Source organism: Herbiconiux moechotypicola (assembly GCF_024979255.1).
Classification (GTDB): domain Bacteria; phylum Actinomycetota; class Actinomycetes; order Actinomycetales; family Microbacteriaceae; genus Herbiconiux; species Herbiconiux moechotypicola.
Genome location: NZ_JANLCN010000002.1, coordinates 332816 through 352388, shown reverse-complemented (window position 1 = coordinate 352388; position 19573 = coordinate 332816). Strand labels below are relative to the sequence as shown.

Sequence of the window (19573 nt, the reverse complement as noted above, 5' to 3'; positions counted from 1 at the left end):
GTGCGCAGCAGTTCGGGAGGAGAATCGGGCAACCCCGTGCCGCATGGCCGAGGCTCCTCCGCTCCTCCTCCCGAACAGCGGTCAGCCCGCCGAGGGGCCTCCGGGCCGACAGCGGCGCGAGGCCGTGAGCACCACGGCCAGCACGACACCGAGCACCACGACCGCGGCGGCCACGCCCGCGAGCACGAGCGGGACGCTCACGCCCTCGTCGCCGGGGGAGGCGGCCGGGGTGGACATTGCGGCATCCGACGCCGCCCCGGTCTCCGGGGTCGCCTGGGTAGTGGATGCCGGCGCGGAGCCGGGCGCGGAGGGTGTGGGAGTCGGCGTCGGTGTGACCGGCGCGGTCACCGGCCCCTGGTACTCGAAGCCGAACTCGCCCGAGACCGGATGACCGTCGGAGGAGACTGTCTGCCAGAGCACGGTGTAGCCCCCGGCTGCCGGCCAGGTGACGGGCACGCTGAGTGTGCTGTTCACGATCGCGAGTTCGCCCGCCACGTTGCTGCCGTCGGGCGCATGTACCTCGACGGCGATGCCCGCCCCGAGGTCGCTGAGCGGCGGCTCGTTGAACGTGAGCGAGACCTCGGGCAGCGCCTCGGTCACCACCTGGTCGGCCGCCGGGTTCGTCGACTCGAGGAAGTCGTGGGCCGAGGCCGGAGACGGCGTCGACACGAGCACCGCCCCCGCTGCGGCGAGCGCCGCCGCGGCCACGAGCGCGGCCAGACGAGCACGTCGGGACATCAGCGCAGGAGACGTCGTGGCGGTCATCGGGCGGTACCGTTCCCGCGAGCGCCGGCACCGGCGCCGGGCCTGCGCAGCAGGGCGGCGGCCGCCAGCACCAGGGCACCCGCCCCGAGCACGAATCCACCGATGCCGAGGCCCAGCGCGATCGATGCGACCTGACCGTCCGCACCCTCGGCACCCTCGGCACCCTCGGCACCGTCAGTGCCCGTGGTGGCACCGACGCCCGAGGCGGACTCGTGATCGTGCCCCTCGGTGGGCGCCTCGTCACCGATGTACAGCACCGGGGCGGGGTTCTCGGGCTCCTCGCCCGAGGCGGGGGTCTCCTCGTCCCAGTCGACGACCGTGCCGTCGGAGTACTGCTGGTGGGTGGGCAGCAGCACGCTGCCGGTGTCGGGAACGGGCCCGACCGAGAGCGGGAACTGCTGATACTGCCCGGGCAGGATGCCCACGCCGTCGTCGGCCGTCCACGTCACCGACACGGGCGCTTCGGTGAGGGTGGCGTCACCCACGGTCACCGGCGAGGGCAGCTCAGCGGTGGTGACCACGGCGCTCCACCCCGGCACGGGCTGGTAGCTCACGCTCGTGAACGGGGTGTCGGTGGGCAGGTCGACGGTGACCGAGGTGGTCGACGCCGTGGCCGACTCGGTGGGCACCCGGAAGGTGATGACGGTGTAGCCGCCGGCCTCCGCCTGGGCGGGGTCGACGTGCACGTGGGCGGAGGCGGAGAGCGGCGCCGCGAGGGCGAGCGCAGCCCCGGCGACGAGAGCGGATGCGGCGCCGGCGGCGCGCGCGAACGAGTTCTTCATGAGGTCCTTCGAGAGTGGGGTGAACCGCCCGGATGCGGGCGGGATGAGCGGGATGCGCACACGCGCGCACCGGAGACCGCTCGATCACCCCGCGGCGGAGTTCAGCACTCGGAGAAGAAGAGGATCGGGCGGGTCAGCGCAGACCGTGCAGCGCGGCCACCGCGGGAGGACCCCTGAACCGCAGCCGCGAGAACACCACACCGAGATCGCGCAGCGACCCCGGGAGCACAACCCACCGGCCGGCAGCACGCCGAACCCGGAGCCCCCACGCCGCGAGCCCCTCCGCCGCGTGCACGACCGCCGATGTGCATCCGGCGAACCCGCCGGCCCGCGCAAGACGCACCGCCGCGGCGGCGACTCGCCCGAAGGCGTGCACCGCCGCCGGCACGGCGACTCCCCGCGCGAGGCCCCGCAGGCGCCGCACGGCGAGCTCGCCCCGCCAGAAGGCGACGACGGTCACGACGGCCGCCACCGCGTGGGCGGCCCACATGCCGAGGTCGGCGTGCCCGTGCGCATCACCACCCGACACCGGGTCGGCGACGAGCACCTGCATGACGTGGTCGCCGTGCACCACCGAGGTGACGGCGAAGCCCGATCCGCCGCCGTCTCCCACTCCGAACAAGAGATGGAAGACCAGCTGGCTCAGCACGACCGCCACCACGAGCGCGGGCAGCGAAGGACGACGTCGGGACAGGAGCACGCAGAGCATCGAGGCGAAGGCGATCGACAGCAGCAGCCCCGCACCGGCGGGAGCGCCCCCACCCGCCACCACGTGCGAGAAGGCTGCGACGAAGAGCGAGAAGGCGGCTGCCACGAGGCCGCGAGCGACCCTCTGCATCCGCCCGTCCATGCCGTGATTCTAGGGGGTCGACCTGGACAGTTTTACGATCGAGTATTTAGATAGACTAGGCACTAGCCGGTTGAGAGATCTCTTGTCAACCCCCCTCCACCCCATTTTGGGGGGCACCGCCAGGGGGCATAGCCTGCCGTTACGACGGGCACCCGAACATCGAAGTCGCACAGCAAGTCGCCAGTGAAGAAGTTGTCGAAGTAGTAACGGAGATGAACATGTCACGCACTCAGACCCCGGCAGCACCCGAGATCGACGACGCCGAGCCGCGCGCCCATCTCAGCGACATCCGCGGCGCATCCGAAGACCCGGTCAAGGACTACCTGCGCCAGATCGGCCGTACGGCCCTCCTCACCGCCGAGGACGAGGTCGACCTGGGCCGGCGCATCGAGGTGGGTGTGCTCGCCGACGCGAAGCTCGCCGGCACCCCCGTGATGGACGCGACCCTCCGCCGCGAGCTGCAGTGGCTCGCCCGTGACGGGCAGGCGGCGAAGCGGATGCTCATCCAGGCCAACCTGCGACTGGTCGTCTCGATCGCCAAGCGCTACCTCGAGCGGGGCCTGCCGTTCCTCGACCTCATCCAGGAGGGCAACATCGGCCTGGTGCGCGCGGTGGAGAAGTTCGACTACCAGGCGGGCTTCAAGTTCTCGACCTACGGCTCGTGGTGGATCAAGCAGTCGATCAACCGGGCGCTGGCCGACAGCGGGCGCATCATCCGCATCCCGGTGCACACCTCGGAGAAGATCTCGTCGATCACGCGCATGCAGCGCCGGCTCATGGTGGAGCTGGGCCGCGAGGCCACGGTCGAGGAGGTCGCCGCCGCAGTCGACCTGCCGCCGCAGAAGGTGGTGGAGCTCATGCGCCACGGTCGTGAGACCGTGTCGATCCACACGCCGGTGGGCGACGACGACGCCGAGCTGGGCGACCTCATCGAGGACACCACGCAGGCGCAGCCGTTCGACGCCGCCGCTGCGTCGCTGCAGCACGCCGACCTCTCCGCCGCCCTCGCCACCCTGCCCCCGCGCGAGGCGCGCGTGGTGTGCATGCGGTTCGGGCTCGACGGGGAGGACCCGATGTCGTTCGACCAGATCGGCGAGGTGCTCGGAGTGTCGCGCGAGCGGGCCCGCCAGATCCAGCGTCGCGCACTCGGGATGCTGCGCGACGAGGCGCTGCACGACTACCTCATCGCCTGAGCCGCCGAGCGCCTGAGTCGCGCCGCGGCGCGGCAGCTCAGTCGCGGCGCTCCAGCACGATCACCGTCCACGAGACCGGCGGCAGGGCGATCCGCCCCGCGCCGGTCTCGTCGGCGTGGAGGGTCGTGTTGTCGCGCATCCCCACCCGCTCGGGGTCGGCGAGGGTGTTCACCGCGTAGGGGTCGTCGTCCCACAGCGACCGCGCGCCCGCGGGCGCGTAACCGGCCGGCACCGCGAACTCCAACTCAACCTGCTCGTCGAGCGACCGGTTCACCGCGAACACGGCGATGCGGCCCGCCTGCTCGTCGTGAGTGGCCACCGCATCGACCAGCGGCACCTCGCCGTAGAGGCCCGAGTCGTAGCCCGGCGCGTCGATCACGGTGGTGAGCGCCGTACCCGTGGCCAGCGCCGAGGTGAGCGCGAAGGGGTAGTACGTGGTCTGCCGCCAGGCGATGCCGCCGGGCTCGGTCATGATCGGGGCGATCACGTTCACCAGCTGGGCGAGGGATGCGCTGGTCACCCGGTCGGCCCGGCGCAGCAGCGAGATGAGCAGGTTGCCCACCACGACGGCGTCGGCGACCGTGTAGGCGTCTTCGAGCAGCCGCGGGGCCACCGGCCAGTTGTCGACGCCGGTGATCTTGTCGACCTTCTCGAAGCGCTCGTTGTACCAGACGTTCCACTCGTCGAACGAGAGGTTCACCACGTGGTCGCTGCCCTTGACGGCCTTCACGTGATCGACGGTGGCCACCACGGTCTCGATGAAGCGGTCCATGTCGACCGCCGAGGCGAGGAAGCCGGCGAGGTCGCCGTCCTTCTCCTCGTAGTAGGCGTGGCACGAGATGTAGTCGACGTCGTCGTAGCTGTGGCTGAGCACCACACGCTCCCACTCGCCGAAGGTGGGCATGTGCGCGCTCGACGAGCCGCACACCACGAGCTCGAGATCGGGGTCGAAGGCGCGCATGGCGCGGGCGGTCTGCGCGGCGAGCTTGCCGTAGTCGTCGGCGGAGCGGTGGCCGAGCTGCCACGGGCCGTCCATCTCGTTGCCGAGGCACCACATCCGCACTCCGAACGGAGCCTCGCGGCCGTTCGCCGCTCGACGGTCCGCAAGCGCGCTGCCCGAGGCGAGGTTGGAGTACTCGAGCAGGTCGAGCGCCTCGAGCGTGCCCCGGGTGCCGAGGTTCACGGCGAGCATGAGCTCGCTGCCGACGCTCTCGAGCCAGGAGGCGAACTCGTGCAGCCCCACCTCGTTGGTCTCGGTGGAGTGCCACGCGAGGTCGAGCCGGGTGGGGCGCTCGGCCACGGGGCCCACGCTGTCTTCCCAGCGGAAGCCCGACACGAAGTTGCCGCCCGGGTAGCGGATGGCGCTCACGCCGAGCTCGCGCACCAGCTCGATGACGTCGGTACGGAAGCCGCGCTCGTCGGCCGCGGGGTGCCCCGGCTCGTAGAGGCCGTCGTAGACGGAGCGGCCGAGGTGCTCCACGAAGGAGCCGAACAGCCGGCGGTTGACCGCGCCCACGGGCAGGCGCGTGTCGAAGAAGAGTCGTGCGGTGGTCATGTCAGTCCTCGGTGGTGGGCGCGGGGGCGGGTGCGGCGGCGGCCTCGGCGGCCAAGGCGGCGAACCGGTCGGCCACCGGGTTGCGGCGGCGGATGAGCGGGCCGTCGGGGTTCTCGACGAGATCGAACAGGCCCATGGTGAGCAGGTGGTCGGCGCGTGGGCGATCGCTGTGGCGGTAGGTCCACTCGTACATGTCGAAGAGCGGCCACCAGGTGTACCCCACCAGCGGCAGACCGTCCTCCTTCGCGCGGCGCAGGGCCGCGACCGAGTCGTCGAGCCAGGCGCAGCGTTCGGCGACCGAGCCCGTCACGCAGGTCTCGGTGAGCATCACCGGTGCCCCGTACCGCTCCGCATAGGTGCTGAGCGACGCCACGAGCCCCGCCGTGCCGTCGTCGAGCGTGGGTCGTGGGTCGGCGAAGCCGCCACCGTGGTGCACCCCGGCCTCGAACAGCTCGGTGGAGTGCCTCGGGTAGTAGTTGACCCCCATCACGTCGGGCTGCACGGCGTTCTCGGCGAACCAGGCGAGCCCGTCGTCGCCCAGACCGTGCTCGGCGAGCAGGCCGGCCAGCGGATGCGCGGGGCCCACTCCCCCGGTCACCAGGTCTTCGACGAGGAAGGCCTGCCGGGTCAGCCGTGCCGCCGTCTCGCGGTGCTCGGGCGCATCCACGTCGCCCGCGTAGCGCAGGGTGGCGTCGACGTGCACGAACACGGCACGGTCGCCGAGGGCGTCGGCCACCGCCCGCTGGGTGAGCACGAAGCCCCTGGCCAGCGCGCCGGTGAGCTCCACCAGTCCGGCTGCACCGCTGCGGTACGGCGGCCAGTAGGCGTACTCCCCGCTGAACAGCGCGTGGATCATCGGCTCGTTCACCGGCGTGTAGTCGCTCACCCGGCCGGCGTAGCGCGCGGCGACGGCGTGCGCGTACTCGGCCACCCGGGCCGGGTAATCGGGATGCGCGAACTGCTCGTCGAGCCAGAGCGGCGTTCCGTAGTGCAGCAGGTCGATCACGGGGCGCACCCCCGAGGCCTCGAAGGCGTCGATCGCCCGGTCGAGCCACTGCCAGTCGAACCGTCCGGGCTCGGGGTTCACCCGGTACCAGGGGATCCCCCAGCGCAGGAACTCCGCCCCCACCGAGGCCGCGAGCGCGAGGTCGGACTCGACGAGCTCGTCGTGGTCGGTGAGTGCGTACTCGTCGATGGCGCGCTCACCCGGGCGCTCCTGCGGCACGAAGGTGTCTTCGATGCCGAGGCCGAAGTGCAGGCGGCCGTCGTCGTACCAGCGGGACACGGGGTCTCCTTCTACTTGAGTCCGGTGCTGGCGACGCTCTCGATGAAGCGCCGCTGCACGAAGAGGAACATGACGGCCAGCGGCACCACCGCGATGAGCGAGCCGGCCATCATCACGCCGTAGGGCACGATGCCGCTCGGGCCGGTGAGCAGGGTCAGTCCCGAGGTGATGGTGCCCATCTCCTGCTTCGTCGTGAACACGAGCGGCCAGAGCAGGTCGTTCCAGTTGTTGACGAAGGTGTAGATGCCGAGGGTGAGCAGGGCGGGCACCGCGTTGGGCAGCACGATGCTGCGGAAGATGCGGAACTCGCTCGCCCCGTCGATGCGGGCCGCGTTGTCGAGGTCGCGGGGCAGCGAGAGGAAGAACTGGCGCAGGAAGAAGATGCCGAACGCATCCGCCGCCCGCGGGATGATGAGGCCCCAGAAGGTGTTCACCCAGCCGAACTCCGCCACCAGCTGGTAGATCGGGATGAGGGTGGCCTGGAACGGGATCATGAGGCTCGCCACGATGATCACCAGCAGCACCCGGCTGCCTCTGAAGTCCATCCTGGCGAGGGCGTAGGCGGCGAGCGAGTCGAACACCAGTGCGCAGAGCGTCACCCCGCCGGCGAAGACGAAGCTGTTGAGGATGAGGCGGGCGAACGGCAGCTCGGTGAAGATGCGGGTGAAGTTGTCGAGGGTCCAGTCGCCCGGCACCAGCGAGGGCGGGAAGGCGTTGACCTCGGCCACCGGCTTGAAGGCCGTGAAGACGATGATGACGATCGGCAGCAGCACGAGCAGCGCCACCACGAGCATGGCCACGAAGAACAGGCCCGAACCGACCCGGCGGGCCGCGACGCGGGAGGAGAGCGAGGTCATCAGGAGGCGTCCTTCTCTCGGCGGCTGGTGATGAAGAACTGCACCAGGCTGAGCACGAGCGTCGCGACCAGCAGCACGTAGCTGAGGGCCGACGCGAAGCCGAGGTCGAGGTCTTTGAAGCCGGACTGGTAGATCTGCATCACGACGGTCTGGGTGCTCTTGTAGGGGCCGCCCCCGGTCATCACGTAGATCTGGTCGAAGGCCTGGAGGGCGGCGATCGTGGCGATGATCACCACGAAGCCGGTGGTGTTGCCGAGCAGGGGGAGCGTGACGTTACGGAACCTCGACCACGGCCCGGCGCCATCCATCTTCGCCGCCTCGTAGAGGCTCGAGGGGATCTCCTGGAGGCCGGCGAGGAAGACGATCATGTAGAACGGGAAGCTCTTCCACACCGCCACCAGCGCCACGGTCGGCATTGCGAGCACGGGGTCTTGCAGCACGTTGCCGATGCGCACCCCGAACACCTGCAGCCAGTAGTTGAGCAGGCCCACCTGGGGGTCGAGCAGGTACTGCCAGGCGAAGGCGGCGACCGCGAGGGAGACGATGAACGGCAGGAACAGCCAGGTGCGGAACACGCCCCGCAGCGGCAGCCGGGGACTGTTGATGGCCATGGCGAGCAGCAGCGCCAGCACGATCGCGGCGGGGGCGAACAGCACCGCGTAGAGGAGGGTGTTGCCCATCGACCGCACGATGTCGGGGTCGGTGAACACCTCGACGTAGTTCTCGAGGCCGATGTACTGCTCGCGGCCGAAGCCGCTCGCGTCGGTGAACGACAGGCGCAGCGCCGAGAGCATGGGCCAGAAGACGAACAGCGCGAGGATCGCGAGCGCCGGGGCGAGGAAGGCGGCGATCTGCAGCCTGCGCTTGGCCCGGCCGCGGATCGGGCCGCGGCCGCCGAGCTGCGCCGGGGGCCGGTAGCGCGGGCGGGAGGCGGTGGGTGCGGTCATGGTGGTCCTTCGGCGTGCGGGCGGCGGTGGGTTCTCCGCCACCCGCACGCGAGTCGGTGGATGCGGTTACTGGTCGTCGAGGGCGGCCTGGATGGCCGTCTGGGCCTCGCCGAGCAGCTCGGGCACGTCGCCTCCGGCCAGCGCCTTCTGCGTCACCACGTCGACCTCGGTGAGCACGTCGGAGCTGTTCACCACACCGGGCAGGAGCGCGCGGCTGGTGTCGGAGATGGCGGTGAGCGCGGCGACGGTGGGGTTCGACTCCACGTCGGCCGCCGGGATGTCGGTGCGCAGGGGCGGCCAGCCGGAGCCGAGCGACCACGCGGTGGCGACCTCGGGCTCGAAGAAGTAGGAGAAGAACTCCTTCGCCGCAGCGACCTTCGCGTCGTCGGCCTGAGCCGTGATGGCCATGGACACGCCGATGGCCGAGGCCGCCTGGTCGACGGGGCCCGCGGGGATGGCCGCGATGCCGTAGTCGATGTCGTTCTCGGTGGCGATCGAGGCCATCCACGGGCCGCCGATGGTCATGGCGACCTTGCCCGAGCTGAACAGCTCGTCGGCACCGACGCCGTCGACCCCGGTGGGCGAGATCTTGTCGTCGGCGACGGCCTTGCTCCAGTACTCCAGGGTCTCGGCGTTCTCGGGCGAGTCGATCACCGCATCCGTGCCGTCGGCCACGATGTCGCCGCCGTTGCCGTAGAACAGGCTCGGCCACACACCGTTCGCGACGGTGGCGTGGTCGGGCAGCACCATGCCGTACTGCTCGGGGGTGCCGTCGCCGTTCTCGTCGACCGTGAGCTGCTTGGCGGCGGCGACCCACTCGTCCCAGGTGGTGGGGAACTCGGTGACTCCGGCCGAGGCGAAGAGCGCCTTGTTGTAGTAGACCGCGAGCGGCACGAAGCCGGTGGGCACACCGTAGGGGGTGCCCACGACGGTCTCCATCTCGACGGCCTGGGGGTTGAGCTCCGCCGTGTTGGAGTCGGGGTCGGCGTAGAAGTCGGTGAGGTCGGCGAAGGCGCCCTTCGACGCGTAGACGGGCAGTCGCTCGCCCGGCATCGCCACGATGTCGGGGCCTTCGTCGGCGGTCAGCGCGGTGAGCAGCGTGTCGTCGATGACGGCCCAGGTCTTCACCTCGGTGGTGATCTCCACGTCGTCGTGCGAGGCATTGAAGTCGTCGACGATGCCCTGCAGCACGTCGCCGTCGGCCTCGGTGTAGCCGTGCCAGAAGGTGAGTTCGACGGGGCCGTCACCCGACGGCGAACCCGAGTCGGCCGAGCAGGCCGAGAGCGCGAGAGCCGCGACCGACAGCAGCGCTGCCGACGCGAGGAGCTTTTTCATGATGAGCCTTTCTACCGGCGACCTCTGTGTCGACGGCGGGACGACGTTGTCAGGACGGGTGCGTTTACAACGTTGTAAGTAAACGTTGTAAATGACACGGTAACGCCGGGTGCCGACGCTGTCAACCGCGCCGCCGACGGGAGCTCACGCGCGGGCGGGCTCCGGGGCCGACTCGCGTGCCACCACGCGGAAGTCGACGAGCAGCTCCCTCGGCTCGCGCGGCCGCGCGGCCGCGCCGCCCAGGCGCTCCACCAGCAGGTCGACCGCCGTCTCGGCGATCTCGGTACGGCCGGGATCGACGGTGGAGAGGCTCGGCACCGCGAACTGCGCCTCCTCGATGTTGTCGAAGCCCATCACCGCCACGTCGTCGGGGATGCGCAGCCCCTCCTCCTGCAGCACCCGCATCGCACCCAGCGTGAGGGCGTCGTTGAGGCCGAACACCGCGTCGAACTCCACCCCCGCGCCGATCAGCTCGCGCATGCTCTCGGCGCCGTTCGAGCGATGCCAGAGCGTGGTGTGGCTGACCAGCGCCGGGTCGTAGTCGACACCCGCAGCCTCGAGCGCCTCGCGATAGCCCTGCAGGCGCAGAGCCGCCGATCCGAGCACCTCGCCGCGGTGCGCACCCACCACCGCGATGCGCCGCCGGCCCGAGTCGAGCAGGAACTCGGTGGCGGCGCGGGCCGCCTCGACGTTGCGCATCGTCACGTGGTCGACCGGGCCGCCGAAGATGCGCTCGCCGAGCAGGATCATGGGGTAGTCGACCGCGAGCAGAGGTGCGTCGCCCTGCCCCATGCCGAGCGGGCTGAAGATGAGGCCGTCGGTCAGGCGCATCCTGGGGCTCGACAGCACGGCGATCTCGCGGTCGCGGTCGGCGCCCGTCTTCTCCACCAGCACCACGAGGCCGTGCTTCTCGGCGCGGGCGATCACGGCATCGGCGAGCTCGGCGAAGTAGCTGAGGCTGAGCTCGGGCAGCACCAGGCCGATCACGCCGCTGCGCCCCGAGCGGAGGCTGCGGGCCGAGAGGTTCGGCTGGTAGCCGAGCTCGTCGATGGCCTCGAGCACCTTGGCGCGGGTGACCGCGCTCACGTGGGGATAGTCGTTGACCACGTTGGAGACGGTCTTGATCGACACACCGGCCCGCTGGGCCACGTCGTGCAGCGTCGCCGCCATCCTCGCCCCTTTCGCAGTCGGTGCTCGATCATACAACGTTGTAGATCGAGCACCCGCCGCGCGGCGCGGGTCAGTCGAGCCGGGCCAGCGCGATGTTCAGCTGCAGCACGTTCACCGTGGGCTCGCCGAGGTAGCCCAGGTCGGCCGGCTGCACGAACCGCTCGACGAGGGCGGCGACCTCCGACGGGTCGAGACCGCGGGCTCCGGCCACCCGCGCCACCTGCAGGCGGGCGTACTCCGGGCTGATGTGCGGGTCGAGCCCTGAGGCCGAGGCCGTGAGCGCATCCATCGGGATGCTCGCGGGGTCGACCCCGTCGGCCTCGGCGATCGCGGCCTTGCGCTGCTCGATCGCCGCGATCAGATCGGGGTTCTCGGGCCCGTGGTTGCTGCCCGAGGAGGCCGCCGCGTCGTAGCCGTCGCCCGCCGCCGAGGGGCGGGACTGGAACCACTCGGGGAGGGCGGCCCCCTCGGCATCGGTGAACGACTGACCGATCAGCGCCGAGCCGACGGTCTCGCCGTCGACCTCGATGAGGCTGCCGTTCGCCTGCGCCGGCGCGACCAGCTGGCCGACGCCGAACACCGCGAGCGGGTAGGCGATGCCGAGCACGACGGTGGCGGCGATCATGAACCGGAGCGCCACCCAGTAGGGGCGGGCGAACCCGCGTGATGAGGCCATGGAGACTGTGTCCTTTCGAGACGGTCGAGACTGTCGAGACGGTCGGGCGGCGCGGCGCGCTCAGAACCCGGGGATGAGGCTGACGACGAGGTCGATCAGCTTGATGCCGATGAACGGCGCGATCACCCCGCCCAGCCCGTAGACGAGGATGTTGCGGGTGAGGATGCGCGAGGCCGGCATCGGCCGGTACTTCACCCCGCGCAGGGCGAGCGGGATGAGGGCCACGATCACGAGCGCGTTGAAGACGACCGCCGAGAGGATGGCCGACGCCGGCGAGTGCAGCTGCATGATGTTGAGCAGCCCCAGGCCCGGGAACACCGCGGCGAACATGGCCGGGATGATGGCGAAGTACTTCGCCACGTCGTTCGCGATCGAGAAGGTGGTGAGCGCACCGCGGGTGATGAGCAGCTGCTTGCCGATGGCCACGATGTCGATGAGCTTCGTGGGATCGGAGTCGAGGTCGACCATGTTGCCGGCCTCCTTCGCGGCCGAGGTGCCCGTGTTCATGGCCACTCCCACGTCGGCCTGCGCCAGCGCCGGGGCGTCGTTCGTGCCGTCGCCGGTCATGGCGACCAGCCGCCCGCCCTCCTGCTCCTTCTTGATGAGCTCGAGCTTCTGCTCGGGGGTGGCCTCGGCGAGGAAGTCGTCGACCCCGGCCTCCTTCGCGATGGCGGCGGCGGTGAGCGGGTTGTCGCCCGTCACCATGACTGTGCGGATGCCCATGGCCCGCATCTCGGCGAACCGCTCGGCGATGCCCGGCTTCACCACGTCTTTCAGGTACACGACGCCGAGCAGTTCGGCGGCGGCGCCTGGCGAACGCCTGGCCACCACGAGTGGGGTGCCGCCGAGCCCGCCGATGCGGTCGGCCTGCTCCTCCACCTCGGCGAGAAGCGTGCTCGCCACCCTCCCGTCCTGCTCCACCCAGGCGCGCACGGCCGAGCCGGCGCCCTTGCGGATCATCGTGCCGTCGGCGAAGTCGACCCCGCTCATCCGGGTCTGGGCGCTGAACGGCACCACGACCGCGTCGACCGTGGCGGGCACGGCGATCCCCCGCTCGCGGGCGAGGTCGACGATCGACTTGCCCTCGGGGGTGGGGTCGCTCAGCGAGGCCAGTGCCGCCACCCGGCCGAGCTCGGCGGGGTCGCCGCCGTCGACGGCGAGGAACTCGCTGGCGCGGCGGTTGCCGTAGGTGATGGTGCCGGTCTTGTCCATGAGCAGCGTGGTCACGTCGCCCGCGGCCTCGACGGCGCGGCCCGACATGGCCAGCACGTTGCGCTGCACCAGGCGGTCCATGCCGGCGATGCCGATGGCCGAGAGCAGCGCCCCGATGGTGGTGGGGATGAGGCACACCAACAGGGCGATCATGACCGCGAGGGTGGGGGTGGCGTTGGAGTAGCCGGCGATCGGCCCGAGCGTGAGCACGACGATCACGAACACGATCGACAGGCTCGCGAGCAGGATGTTGAGCGCGATCTCGTTGGGGGTGCGCTGGCGCGACGCCCCCTCGACGAGGCGGATCATGCGGTCGACGAAGGTCTCACCCGGCTTGGAGGTGATGCGCACCACGATCCGGTCGCTCAGTACCCGGGTGCCGCCGGTGACGGCGCTGCGGTCGCCGCCGGACTCCCGCACCACGGGCGCCGACTCACCGGTGATGGCCGACTCGTCGACCGAGGCGATGCCCCACACGACGTCTCCGTCGCCCGGGATGAGGTCTCCCGCCGCCACCACGACCACGTCGCCGAGGCGCAGCTCGGCACTCGCGACCCGCTCGGTGCGTGCGGTCGAGGCTGCGGCGTCGGAGTCTCCGTCGTAGCTCACGACCCTGGTCGCGAGGGTGCTGGTGCGGGTGGCGCGGAGCGTCGCTGCCTGAGCCTTGCCGCGGCCCTCGGCCACCGCCTCGGCCAGGTTGGCGAACACGACGGTGAGCCAGAGCCAGGCGGCGATGGCCCAGGTGAAGGCGATCGACGCGGCGTCGCCCCCGAGGAGGGGCTGCGCGAGCGCGACCGCCGTGGTGAGCGCGGCGCCCACCTCGACGATGAACATGACGGGGTTCCGCCACATCTGGCGCGGAGAGAGCTTGCGGAACGCCCCGGGGAGTCCCGCGACGATCTGAGGGGTGAGGGCGGTCATGGTCAGGCGAGTCCTTCGGCGAGCGGCCCGAGCGCGAGCACGGGGAAGTAGGTGAGGGCGACCACGATGACGGTCACGCCCACGAGGAGGCCCACGAACTGCGGGCGGTGGGTGGGCAGGGTGCCCGCCGTGGCGGGGATCCTGCCCTGCGCGGCGAACGAGCCGGCGAGCGCGAGCACGAACACCATGGGGAGGAAGCGGCCGAGCAGCATGCAGACGCCGAGCGCGGCGTTCAGCCACGGGGTGTTGGCGGTGAGGCCGGCGAAGGCCGAGCCGTTGTTGTTCGAGGCCGAGGTGAAGGCGTAGAGCACCTCGCTGAAGCCGTGCAGCCCCGGGTTCCAGATCGAGGTCGACTCGAGGTCGGCCCGGATCGCCGGGATGGCGAAGCTCAGCGCGGTGCCGACCAGCACGAGCGTGGGGGTGGTGAGGATGTAGAGGCTCGCGAGCTTGATCTCGCGCGGCCCGATCTTCTTGCCCAGGTACTCCGGAGTGCGGCCCACGAGCAGCCCCGCGATGAACACCGTGATGACGGCGAGCACCAGCATGCCGTAGAGGCCCGATCCGACGCCGCCGGGCGCGATCTCGCCGAGCATCATGTTGATCATCGGGATCATGCCGCCGAGCGCGGTGTAGCTGTCGTGCATCGAGTCGACCGCACCCGTGGAGGTGAGCGTGGTGGCGCCCGCGAACAGGGCCGAGAACGAGATGCCGAAACGCTGCTCGCGCCCCTCGAAGCTGCCGCCGGCCGCTTCGGGCGCGGTTCCGGAGCCGATCAGCTCGAAGGTGGTCACCGCCGCGAGCGAGACCACGAAGATCGTGGCCATGGCCGCGAGCACGGCGTAGCCCTGCCGCTTGTCGCCGACCATCGCGCCGAAGGTGCGCGGCAGCGAGAACGGGATGGCGAGCATCAGGACCATCTGGAACAGGTTCGTCCAGCCGCTCGGGTTCTCGAACGGATGCGCGGAGTTGGCGTTGAAGAACCCGCCACCGTTGGTGCCGAGCTCCTTGATGGCCTCCTGGCTCGCCACCGGGCCGCCGGGGATCGACTGCGTGCCCCCGGTGAGGGTGGTCACGTCGGTGAACCCCGCGAAGTTCTGCACCACCCCGCCGATGACGAGTGCGATCGCGGCGAGGAACGACAGCGGCAGCAGGATGCGCACGGTCGCCCGGGTGAGGTCGACCCAGAAGTTGCCGAGGGTGCCCGTCGAGCGACGGGCGAGACCCCGGATGAGCGCGACGGCCACGGCGATGCCCACGGCGGCCGAGACGAAGTTCTGCACCGCCAGTCCGGCCATCTGCACCGCGTAGCCCATCGTGACGTCGGGCGAGTAGGACTGCCAGTTCGTGTTCGTCACGAACGAGATGGCGTTGTTGAACGACAGCCCCTCGGGGATCGCGGGGATGCCCAGCGACATCGGCAGCACGGCCTGCAGTCGCTGGATGGCGTAGAGGATCACCACACCGACGAACGAGAAGGCCAGAACCCCGCGGAGGTAGGCCCCCCACGTCTGCTCGGAGTCGGGGGCCACACCCACGACCCGGTAAAGGCCGCGCTCGACGCGGAGGTGCCGGCCCGAGGTGAAGGTGAGCGCCAGGTAGTCGCCGAGCGGGCGGTAGACGATGGCGAGGATGAGGGCGAGGGTCGCGAACTGCGCGACGGCGAGCCAGATCTCCATCTAGAACCTCTCCGGCTTCACGAGGGCGACCACGAGGTACGCCACGGCGGCGACGCCGAGCACGGCGGCGACGATCTCGAAGACGATCACAGCTTCTCGACCCCCCACGCCACGAGCGCGACGACGGCGAAGAGGCCGGCGATCGCCAGCACAGACACCAGGTCCAACACGAGTACGACTCCATCCGGCGCACCGCGGTGGCGCGCTCGGTGTCCGATCCTGTCAACGCGACGACGGCGCGGAGCCGGTCCTCACGGGATCCTGACGCCGCCGCCGCCGCGCGGGCACGAATCCACACGCCATCCTCACGGCGTGCTCAGGCGACGGCCCGCTCAGGCGCGGCGCAGCAGTGCCCGCCCTCCGAAGCCCAGCCCCAGCACGGCGAGCCCCACGAGCACCGCCACCGGCGGAAGCGCGGCGACGAGCACCACGCACCCGACCGCTCCCACCACGGCGAGTGCACGCGGGTACCGGCGCTCGGGCGCCGGCTGCGTGAGCGCCGCCGCGTTGGCCACGAAGTAGTAGAGCAGCACCCCGAACGACGAGAAGGCGATCGCCCCGCGCAGGTCGGTGGCCAGCACCAGCACGAGCACCACGGCTCCCACCGCCAGCTCGGCCCGCACCGGCACCGAGTGGCGCGGATGCACAGGGCCCAGCATGCGCGGGAGGTCGCCTTCCTGGCCCATCGCCGAGGCCGTACGACCGACACCCGCCACCAGCGCGAGCAGCGCCCCGAGCGAGGACAGCGCCGCCCCGACGCCGACGACCGGCGCCGCCCACCCCCATCCCGCGGCCGTCACGACCGCCGAGAGCGGATCGGCCGAACCCGCGAGCCGTTCGGGCCCGAGTGCGGCGAGGGCGGCGAGGGCCACCGCGAGATACACCCCGAAGGCGACCGCGAACGCGATGCCGATGGCCCGCGGGATGGTGCGGGCAGGCTCACGCACCTCGCCGCCGAGGGTGGCGATGCGCGCGTAGCCGGCGAAGGCGAAGAACAACAGCCCCGCGGCCTGCAGCACACCGTACGGGCCGCCGAGCGCCGAGGCGCCGGGACCGTCACCGACGCCTCCTCTCCCACCCGCCGCGACCGCACCCGCCGCCACGACGACAGCCAGCACCCCGAGCACGAGCACCACGAGCACCCGGGCCACCGCCGCGGTGCGCGTGATGCCGAGCAGGTTCACGCCCACGAGCGCCACCACGGCGAGCGCCGCCACCGCCTTCTGCGGGGCGGCCCCCGCATCCGGAACCGCGTAGGCGGCGAAGGTGAGCGCCATCGCCGCACAGCTGGCTGTCTTGCCCACCACGAAGCTCCAGCCCGCGCCGAAGCCCCACCACTCCCCCAACCGCTCACGGCCGTAGACGTAGGCGCCGCCGGCGGCCGGGTACCGGGCCGCGAGCTGCGCCGTCGACGAGGCGTTGCAGAACGCCACGGTCCCAGCCACGAGGAGCGCACCGAGCAGCGCGGGTGCCGACCCCGCGGCCGCCGCCGCGGGCGCGAACGCCGCGAACACTCCGGCGCCGATCATGGCGGCGAGCCCGATCCACACCGCACCGCCGAGCCTCAGCGTTCTCGCACCACCGTCGCTCATGCCCGCAGGGTAGCGGCACGCGGTGAACGGACGGCGCCGATGGTGCGCCCCGTGGCGATAGCGTGTCTCCATGTCGACCCATCTCGCCCGCCTGCAGAACGCGCGCGACCCCCATCCCGTGCTCACCGAGCTGATGGAGCACGGGCGGGCGATCCGCCGAACGGTGCCGCGCAGCGCCCACGCCGCCCTCGAGCTGCCGGCCGACCGCGACCCGCTCGGCGTGCTCGCGGGGCAGGACGCGACGAGGCTCCAGCATCTCGTGCCGCTCCGCCACGAGCGCATGCTGCAGAGCCCGTTCGCGTTCTACCGCGGCACGGCGGGAATCATGGCGGCCGACCTCGCGCCGGGTGCACGCACGGGGGTGGAGGTGGTGTCGTGCGGCGACGCCCACCTGTCGAACTTCGGGTTGTTCGCCTCGCCCCAGCGCTCGCTGGTGTTCGACCTCAACGACTTCGACGAGTCGGCGCCGGGCCCCTGGGAGTGGGACGTGAAGCGACTGGTGACGAGCGCCGTGATCGGCGGGCGCGACGCGGGGCACTCCGAGGAGCAGGTGCGGCGCGCCGCGATGGCGAGCGTCACCGCCTACCGCATGAGCCTGCGTTCGATGATGCGGCTCGACGCGCTGGAGCGCTACTACTCCCGTGTCGACACCGACGCACCGCACCCGCACCTCGACGCCCAGGGGCAGCGGGTGCTCGACCGCGCCGCGCGACAGGCCCGCCGGCGCACCGCGCGCGCCTTCGTCGAGAAGGTCATGACCACCACCGAAGACGGCACCCCGGTGCTGGTCGAGAACCCTCCCGTGCTCACCCACGTGACCACCCGCACCGAGGAGGAGCTCGAGGAGCTGTTCGAGCAGTACCGCTCCACGGTCGCTCCCGACATCGCGGTGCTCGTGTCACACTTCACCCTCACCGACCTCGCGATGCGGGTGGTGGGGGTGGGGAGCGTGGGCACCCGCTGCTACATCCTGATCCTCGCCGGGCCCGCCGGAGAGCCCCTGGTGCTGCAGGTGAAGGAGGCCCAGGCCTCGGTGCTGCAGAGCCACGGCGGCATCGCTCCGAACCCCAGAGCCGGCGGCGCCCACCACTCGGAGGGGCACCGGGTGGTGGCCTGCCAGCGCATCCTGCAGGCGGTGTCCGACCCGTTCCTCGGCCACCTGCAGGTCGACGGCCGCGACTACTACGTGCGCCAGTTCCGCGACATGAAGGGCTCGATCGACACCGCGACGCTCTCGCCCAAGGCATTCCGCACCTATTCCGCCGCGTGCGGGATGGTGCTCGCGCGCTCGCACGCCCAGAGCCGCGACGCTCCCGTCGTGGCGGGCTACCTCGGGCGGTCGAAGGAGTTCGACCGCGCCGTGGTGGAGTGGGCTCTGGCCTATGCCGACGTCTCGGCCGCCGACTACGAGCTGCTGCGGGGTGCCGCGAGCTGAGACGCGAGCAGCGAGTGGCCGAGCTCGGTGAAGTGGATGCCGTCGGCGTCGACCTCCGCCCGCAGCCGTGACGGATCGAGCGGGTCTCGCAGCAGTCCGTCGGCGTCGATGACGCGGTCCACGCCGTACGGTGCGGTGGCGAGCCAGGCGTTCCAGGCCACCCGCACGCTCTCGCGCTCGGCGTCGAGCCGGCGCGGCGGCTCGGTCATCGCCACCACCTGCGCCTCGGGCCAGAGGGTGCGCACGCGGTTCACCACGGCGCCCCAGTCGCGCTGGATGTCGGCGAGCGGCCGGCCGCGCGCGATGTCGTTCGAGGCCGCCCAGATCGTGACGACGTCGGGACTCAGCCCGGTGGCGTCCTCGTACTCGCGCCACACCTCCGTGCCCCGCGCGAAGAGCGAGGTCAGCGATCCGGGCGCCGCCAGCGAGACGGCCACGCCGGCGTTGGCCTGCGCCCACTGCTGCGGCCAGGCCGTCGACTCGCCGCGGGTCGGATGCGCGTCGGTGCGGTTGCTACCGGGTGCGTTGAGGGAGTGGCCCACGGCGAACAGCACGGGAGCGTCACCGGTGAAGCGGTACTCGATCCACACGTCGAGGTAGCTCAGCGCCGGCGAACGCGGCGGAGTCGCGGACTCGTCGCCCGCCGCGGCGGCCGAGCCGCTGCCGGTCGACAGCCAGGAGAGACCGGGCACCGTGCCGAGGGTCGTTGCCGCCGGGGTCGTGAAGCCGAGAGCCAGCAGGTAGGGCACGCCGGTCTGGAGCGCCGCCGTGTCGGCCTCGACCCACTCCGACGCCGCGCCCCCCGCGGGCAGGTTGAGGGTGCCCGCCAGCTGCACGGCCGGCCCGGCGAAACGCCCGGTCATTCCCTCCGCCCCCGACACGAGGTGCTCCCCCAGCCAGACCCCCGTGAGCGAGACCGGGGAGTCGAAGTCCTCCTCGGCGTCGAACTCCCCGTTGCTCACGTGCACCCGGAACGCCGTGGCGTCGACGGCGAGCTCGAACGGCAGGCGCATGCCCGCCTCGAACCGGCCGGACGAGTCGGTCTGCACGCGGTCGACGGTGTGTCCGAAGCTGTAGGCCGCCGTGCGGCCGGGCTCTCCGAGCTGCCGTTCGAGCCGTGCCCCGGGCTCGGGATCAGCCGGCCCCACCGTGGCCGGCGGGCGGCCCGCGTCGAGGGAGGTGCCCGTGATCACGCCCACCGTGAACCCCGCCAGCACCACCACCGTCACCGCGAGGCCTCCGGCCACCACGGGCAACAGCCGCGAGCGGTCGAGGCGGCCTCGCCATCCCCGCTTCGCGCTCGCCGGTTCCATCCACCGAGT

The 19573-nt window shown here is 71.4% G+C and carries 17 protein-coding genes; 2 read left to right on the top strand and 15 right to left on the bottom strand.

Features of this window, described 5'->3' with window-relative positions; translation table 11 throughout:
• Window positions 1–81 precede the first annotated feature (81 nt).
• The 3 genes from N1031_RS04395 to N1031_RS04385 form a co-directional block, all read right to left on the bottom strand.
• A complete protein-coding gene (locus N1031_RS04395; RefSeq protein WP_259478370.1) occupies window positions 82–738 on the bottom strand; it encodes a copper resistance CopC family protein in 657 nt (218 codons plus the stop codon).
• A 23-nt stretch (window positions 739–761) separates the two neighbouring features.
• The gene (locus N1031_RS04390) at window positions 762–1607 is read right to left on the bottom strand and encodes a YcnI family copper-binding membrane protein (protein ID WP_310795664.1); all 846 of its coding nucleotides are present in this window, start codon (window positions 1605–1607) and stop codon (window positions 762–764) included.
• A gap of 73 nt (window positions 1608–1680) precedes the next feature.
• On the bottom strand, window positions 1681–2397 hold the full coding sequence (locus N1031_RS04385) for a hypothetical protein (protein WP_259478369.1): 717 nt from the start codon (window positions 2395–2397) through the stop codon (window positions 1681–1683).
• A gap of 218 nt (window positions 2398–2615) precedes the next feature.
• On the opposite strand from N1031_RS04385, the gene N1031_RS04380 reads away from it, so the two are divergent.
• Window positions 2616–3590, top strand: a complete 975-nt coding sequence (locus N1031_RS04380) for a sigma-70 family RNA polymerase sigma factor (RefSeq protein ID WP_259478368.1) — start codon at window positions 2616–2618, stop codon at window positions 3588–3590.
• 37 nt (window positions 3591–3627) lie between these two features.
• Here N1031_RS04380 and arfA read toward each other — a convergent pair whose 3' ends face one another.
• From arfA to N1031_RS04325, 11 genes are all read right to left on the bottom strand, one after another.
• Window positions 3628–5145, bottom strand: a complete 1518-nt coding sequence (gene arfA, locus N1031_RS04375; RefSeq protein ID WP_259478367.1) for an arabinosylfuranosidase ArfA — start codon at window positions 5143–5145, stop codon at window positions 3628–3630.
• A gap of 1 nt (window position 5146) precedes the next feature.
• A complete protein-coding gene (locus N1031_RS04370; protein WP_259478366.1) occupies window positions 5147–6430 on the bottom strand; it encodes a family 1 glycosylhydrolase in 1284 nt (427 codons plus the stop codon).
• A gap of 11 nt (window positions 6431–6441) precedes the next feature.
• Window positions 6442–7287, bottom strand: a complete 846-nt coding sequence (locus N1031_RS04365; protein WP_259478365.1) for a carbohydrate ABC transporter permease — start codon at window positions 7285–7287, stop codon at window positions 6442–6444.
• Window positions 7287–8234 (bottom strand): carbohydrate ABC transporter permease, encoded by a 948-nt coding sequence (locus tag N1031_RS04360; RefSeq protein ID WP_259478364.1) that lies wholly within the window; start codon window positions 8232–8234, stop codon window positions 7287–7289. Before N1031_RS04360 ends, N1031_RS04365 begins: the two co-directional genes overlap by 1 nt.
• Before the next feature lie 66 nt (window positions 8235–8300).
• Window positions 8301–9569, bottom strand: a complete 1269-nt coding sequence (locus tag N1031_RS04355) for an ABC transporter substrate-binding protein (protein ID WP_259478363.1) — start codon at window positions 9567–9569, stop codon at window positions 8301–8303.
• Window positions 9570–9713: 144 nt separating this feature from the next.
• On the bottom strand, window positions 9714–10739 hold the full coding sequence (locus N1031_RS04350; RefSeq protein ID WP_259478362.1) for a LacI family DNA-binding transcriptional regulator: 1026 nt from the start codon (window positions 10737–10739) through the stop codon (window positions 9714–9716).
• Between the two features lie 70 nt (window positions 10740–10809).
• A complete protein-coding gene (gene kdpC, locus N1031_RS04345; protein ID WP_259478361.1) occupies window positions 10810–11415 on the bottom strand; it encodes a potassium-transporting ATPase subunit KdpC in 606 nt (201 codons plus the stop codon).
• 60 nt (window positions 11416–11475) lie between these two features.
• Window positions 11476–13548 (bottom strand): potassium-transporting ATPase subunit KdpB, encoded by a 2073-nt coding sequence (gene kdpB / locus N1031_RS04340; RefSeq protein ID WP_259478360.1) that lies wholly within the window; start codon window positions 13546–13548, stop codon window positions 11476–11478.
• A gap of 2 nt (window positions 13549–13550) precedes the next feature.
• A complete protein-coding gene (gene kdpA, locus N1031_RS04335; protein ID WP_259478359.1) occupies window positions 13551–15224 on the bottom strand; it encodes a potassium-transporting ATPase subunit KdpA in 1674 nt (557 codons plus the stop codon).
• The gene (gene kdpF / locus N1031_RS04330; protein WP_259478358.1) at window positions 15225–15314 is read right to left on the bottom strand and encodes a K(+)-transporting ATPase subunit F; all 90 of its coding nucleotides are present in this window, start codon (window positions 15312–15314) and stop codon (window positions 15225–15227) included.
• A 242-nt stretch (window positions 15315–15556) separates the two neighbouring features.
• On the bottom strand, window positions 15557–16816 hold the full coding sequence (locus N1031_RS04325; RefSeq protein WP_259478357.1) for an APC family permease: 1260 nt from the start codon (window positions 16814–16816) through the stop codon (window positions 15557–15559).
• 70 nt (window positions 16817–16886) lie between these two features.
• Here N1031_RS04325 and N1031_RS04320 point away from each other — a divergent pair, with 70 nt between their 5' ends.
• Window positions 16887–18251 carry a DUF2252 domain-containing protein gene (locus N1031_RS04320; RefSeq protein ID WP_259478356.1) on the top strand — a complete coding sequence of 455 codons (1365 nt, stop codon included), beginning with the start codon at window positions 16887–16889 and terminating at the stop codon, window positions 18249–18251.
• On the opposite strand, the gene N1031_RS04315 is transcribed toward N1031_RS04320, so the two are convergent.
• Window positions 18221–19564 carry an SGNH/GDSL hydrolase family protein gene (locus N1031_RS04315; RefSeq protein ID WP_259478355.1) on the bottom strand — a complete coding sequence of 448 codons (1344 nt, stop codon included), beginning with the start codon at window positions 19562–19564 and terminating at the stop codon, window positions 18221–18223. The two genes, N1031_RS04320 and N1031_RS04315, sit on opposite strands and share 31 nt — an antisense overlap.
• Window positions 19565–19573: the final 9 nt, after the last annotated feature.

Bases quoted from the DNA above. Each gene is read 5' to 3' on its own strand.
- kdpA (WP_259478359.1), bottom strand. From the start codon at position 15,224: ATGGAGATCTGGCTCGCCGTCGCGCAGTTCGCGACCCTCGCCCTCATC.
- N1031_RS04380 (WP_259478368.1), top strand. From the start codon at position 2,616: ATGTCACGCACTCAGACCCCGGCAGCACCCGAGATCGACGACGCCGAG.
- N1031_RS04360 (WP_259478364.1), bottom strand. From the start codon at position 8,234: ATGACCGCACCCACCGCCTCCCGCCCGCGCTACCGGCCCCCGGCGCAG.
- N1031_RS04355 (WP_259478363.1), bottom strand. From the start codon at position 9,569: ATGAAAAAGCTCCTCGCGTCGGCAGCGCTGCTGTCGGTCGCGGCTCTC.
- N1031_RS04315 (WP_259478355.1), bottom strand. From the start codon at position 19,564: ATGGAACCGGCGAGCGCGAAGCGGGGATGGCGAGGCCGCCTCGACCGC.
- N1031_RS04325 (WP_259478357.1), bottom strand. From the start codon at position 16,816: ATGAGCGACGGTGGTGCGAGAACGCTGAGGCTCGGCGGTGCGGTGTGG.
- N1031_RS04320 (WP_259478356.1), top strand. From the start codon at position 16,887: ATGTCGACCCATCTCGCCCGCCTGCAGAACGCGCGCGACCCCCATCCC.
- N1031_RS04365 (WP_259478365.1), bottom strand. From the start codon at position 7,287: ATGACCTCGCTCTCCTCCCGCGTCGCGGCCCGCCGGGTCGGTTCGGGC.
- arfA (WP_259478367.1), bottom strand. From the start codon at position 5,145: ATGACCACCGCACGACTCTTCTTCGACACGCGCCTGCCCGTGGGCGCG.
- kdpC (WP_259478361.1), bottom strand. From the start codon at position 11,415: ATGGCCTCATCACGCGGGTTCGCCCGCCCCTACTGGGTGGCGCTCCGG.
- N1031_RS04395 (WP_259478370.1), bottom strand. From the start codon at position 738: ATGTCCCGACGTGCTCGTCTGGCCGCGCTCGTGGCCGCGGCGGCGCTC.
- kdpB (WP_259478360.1), bottom strand. From the start codon at position 13,548: ATGACCGCCCTCACCCCTCAGATCGTCGCGGGACTCCCCGGGGCGTTC.
- N1031_RS04350 (WP_259478362.1), bottom strand. From the start codon at position 10,739: ATGGCGGCGACGCTGCACGACGTGGCCCAGCGGGCCGGTGTGTCGATC.
- N1031_RS04385 (WP_259478369.1), bottom strand. From the start codon at position 2,397: ATGGACGGGCGGATGCAGAGGGTCGCTCGCGGCCTCGTGGCAGCCGCC.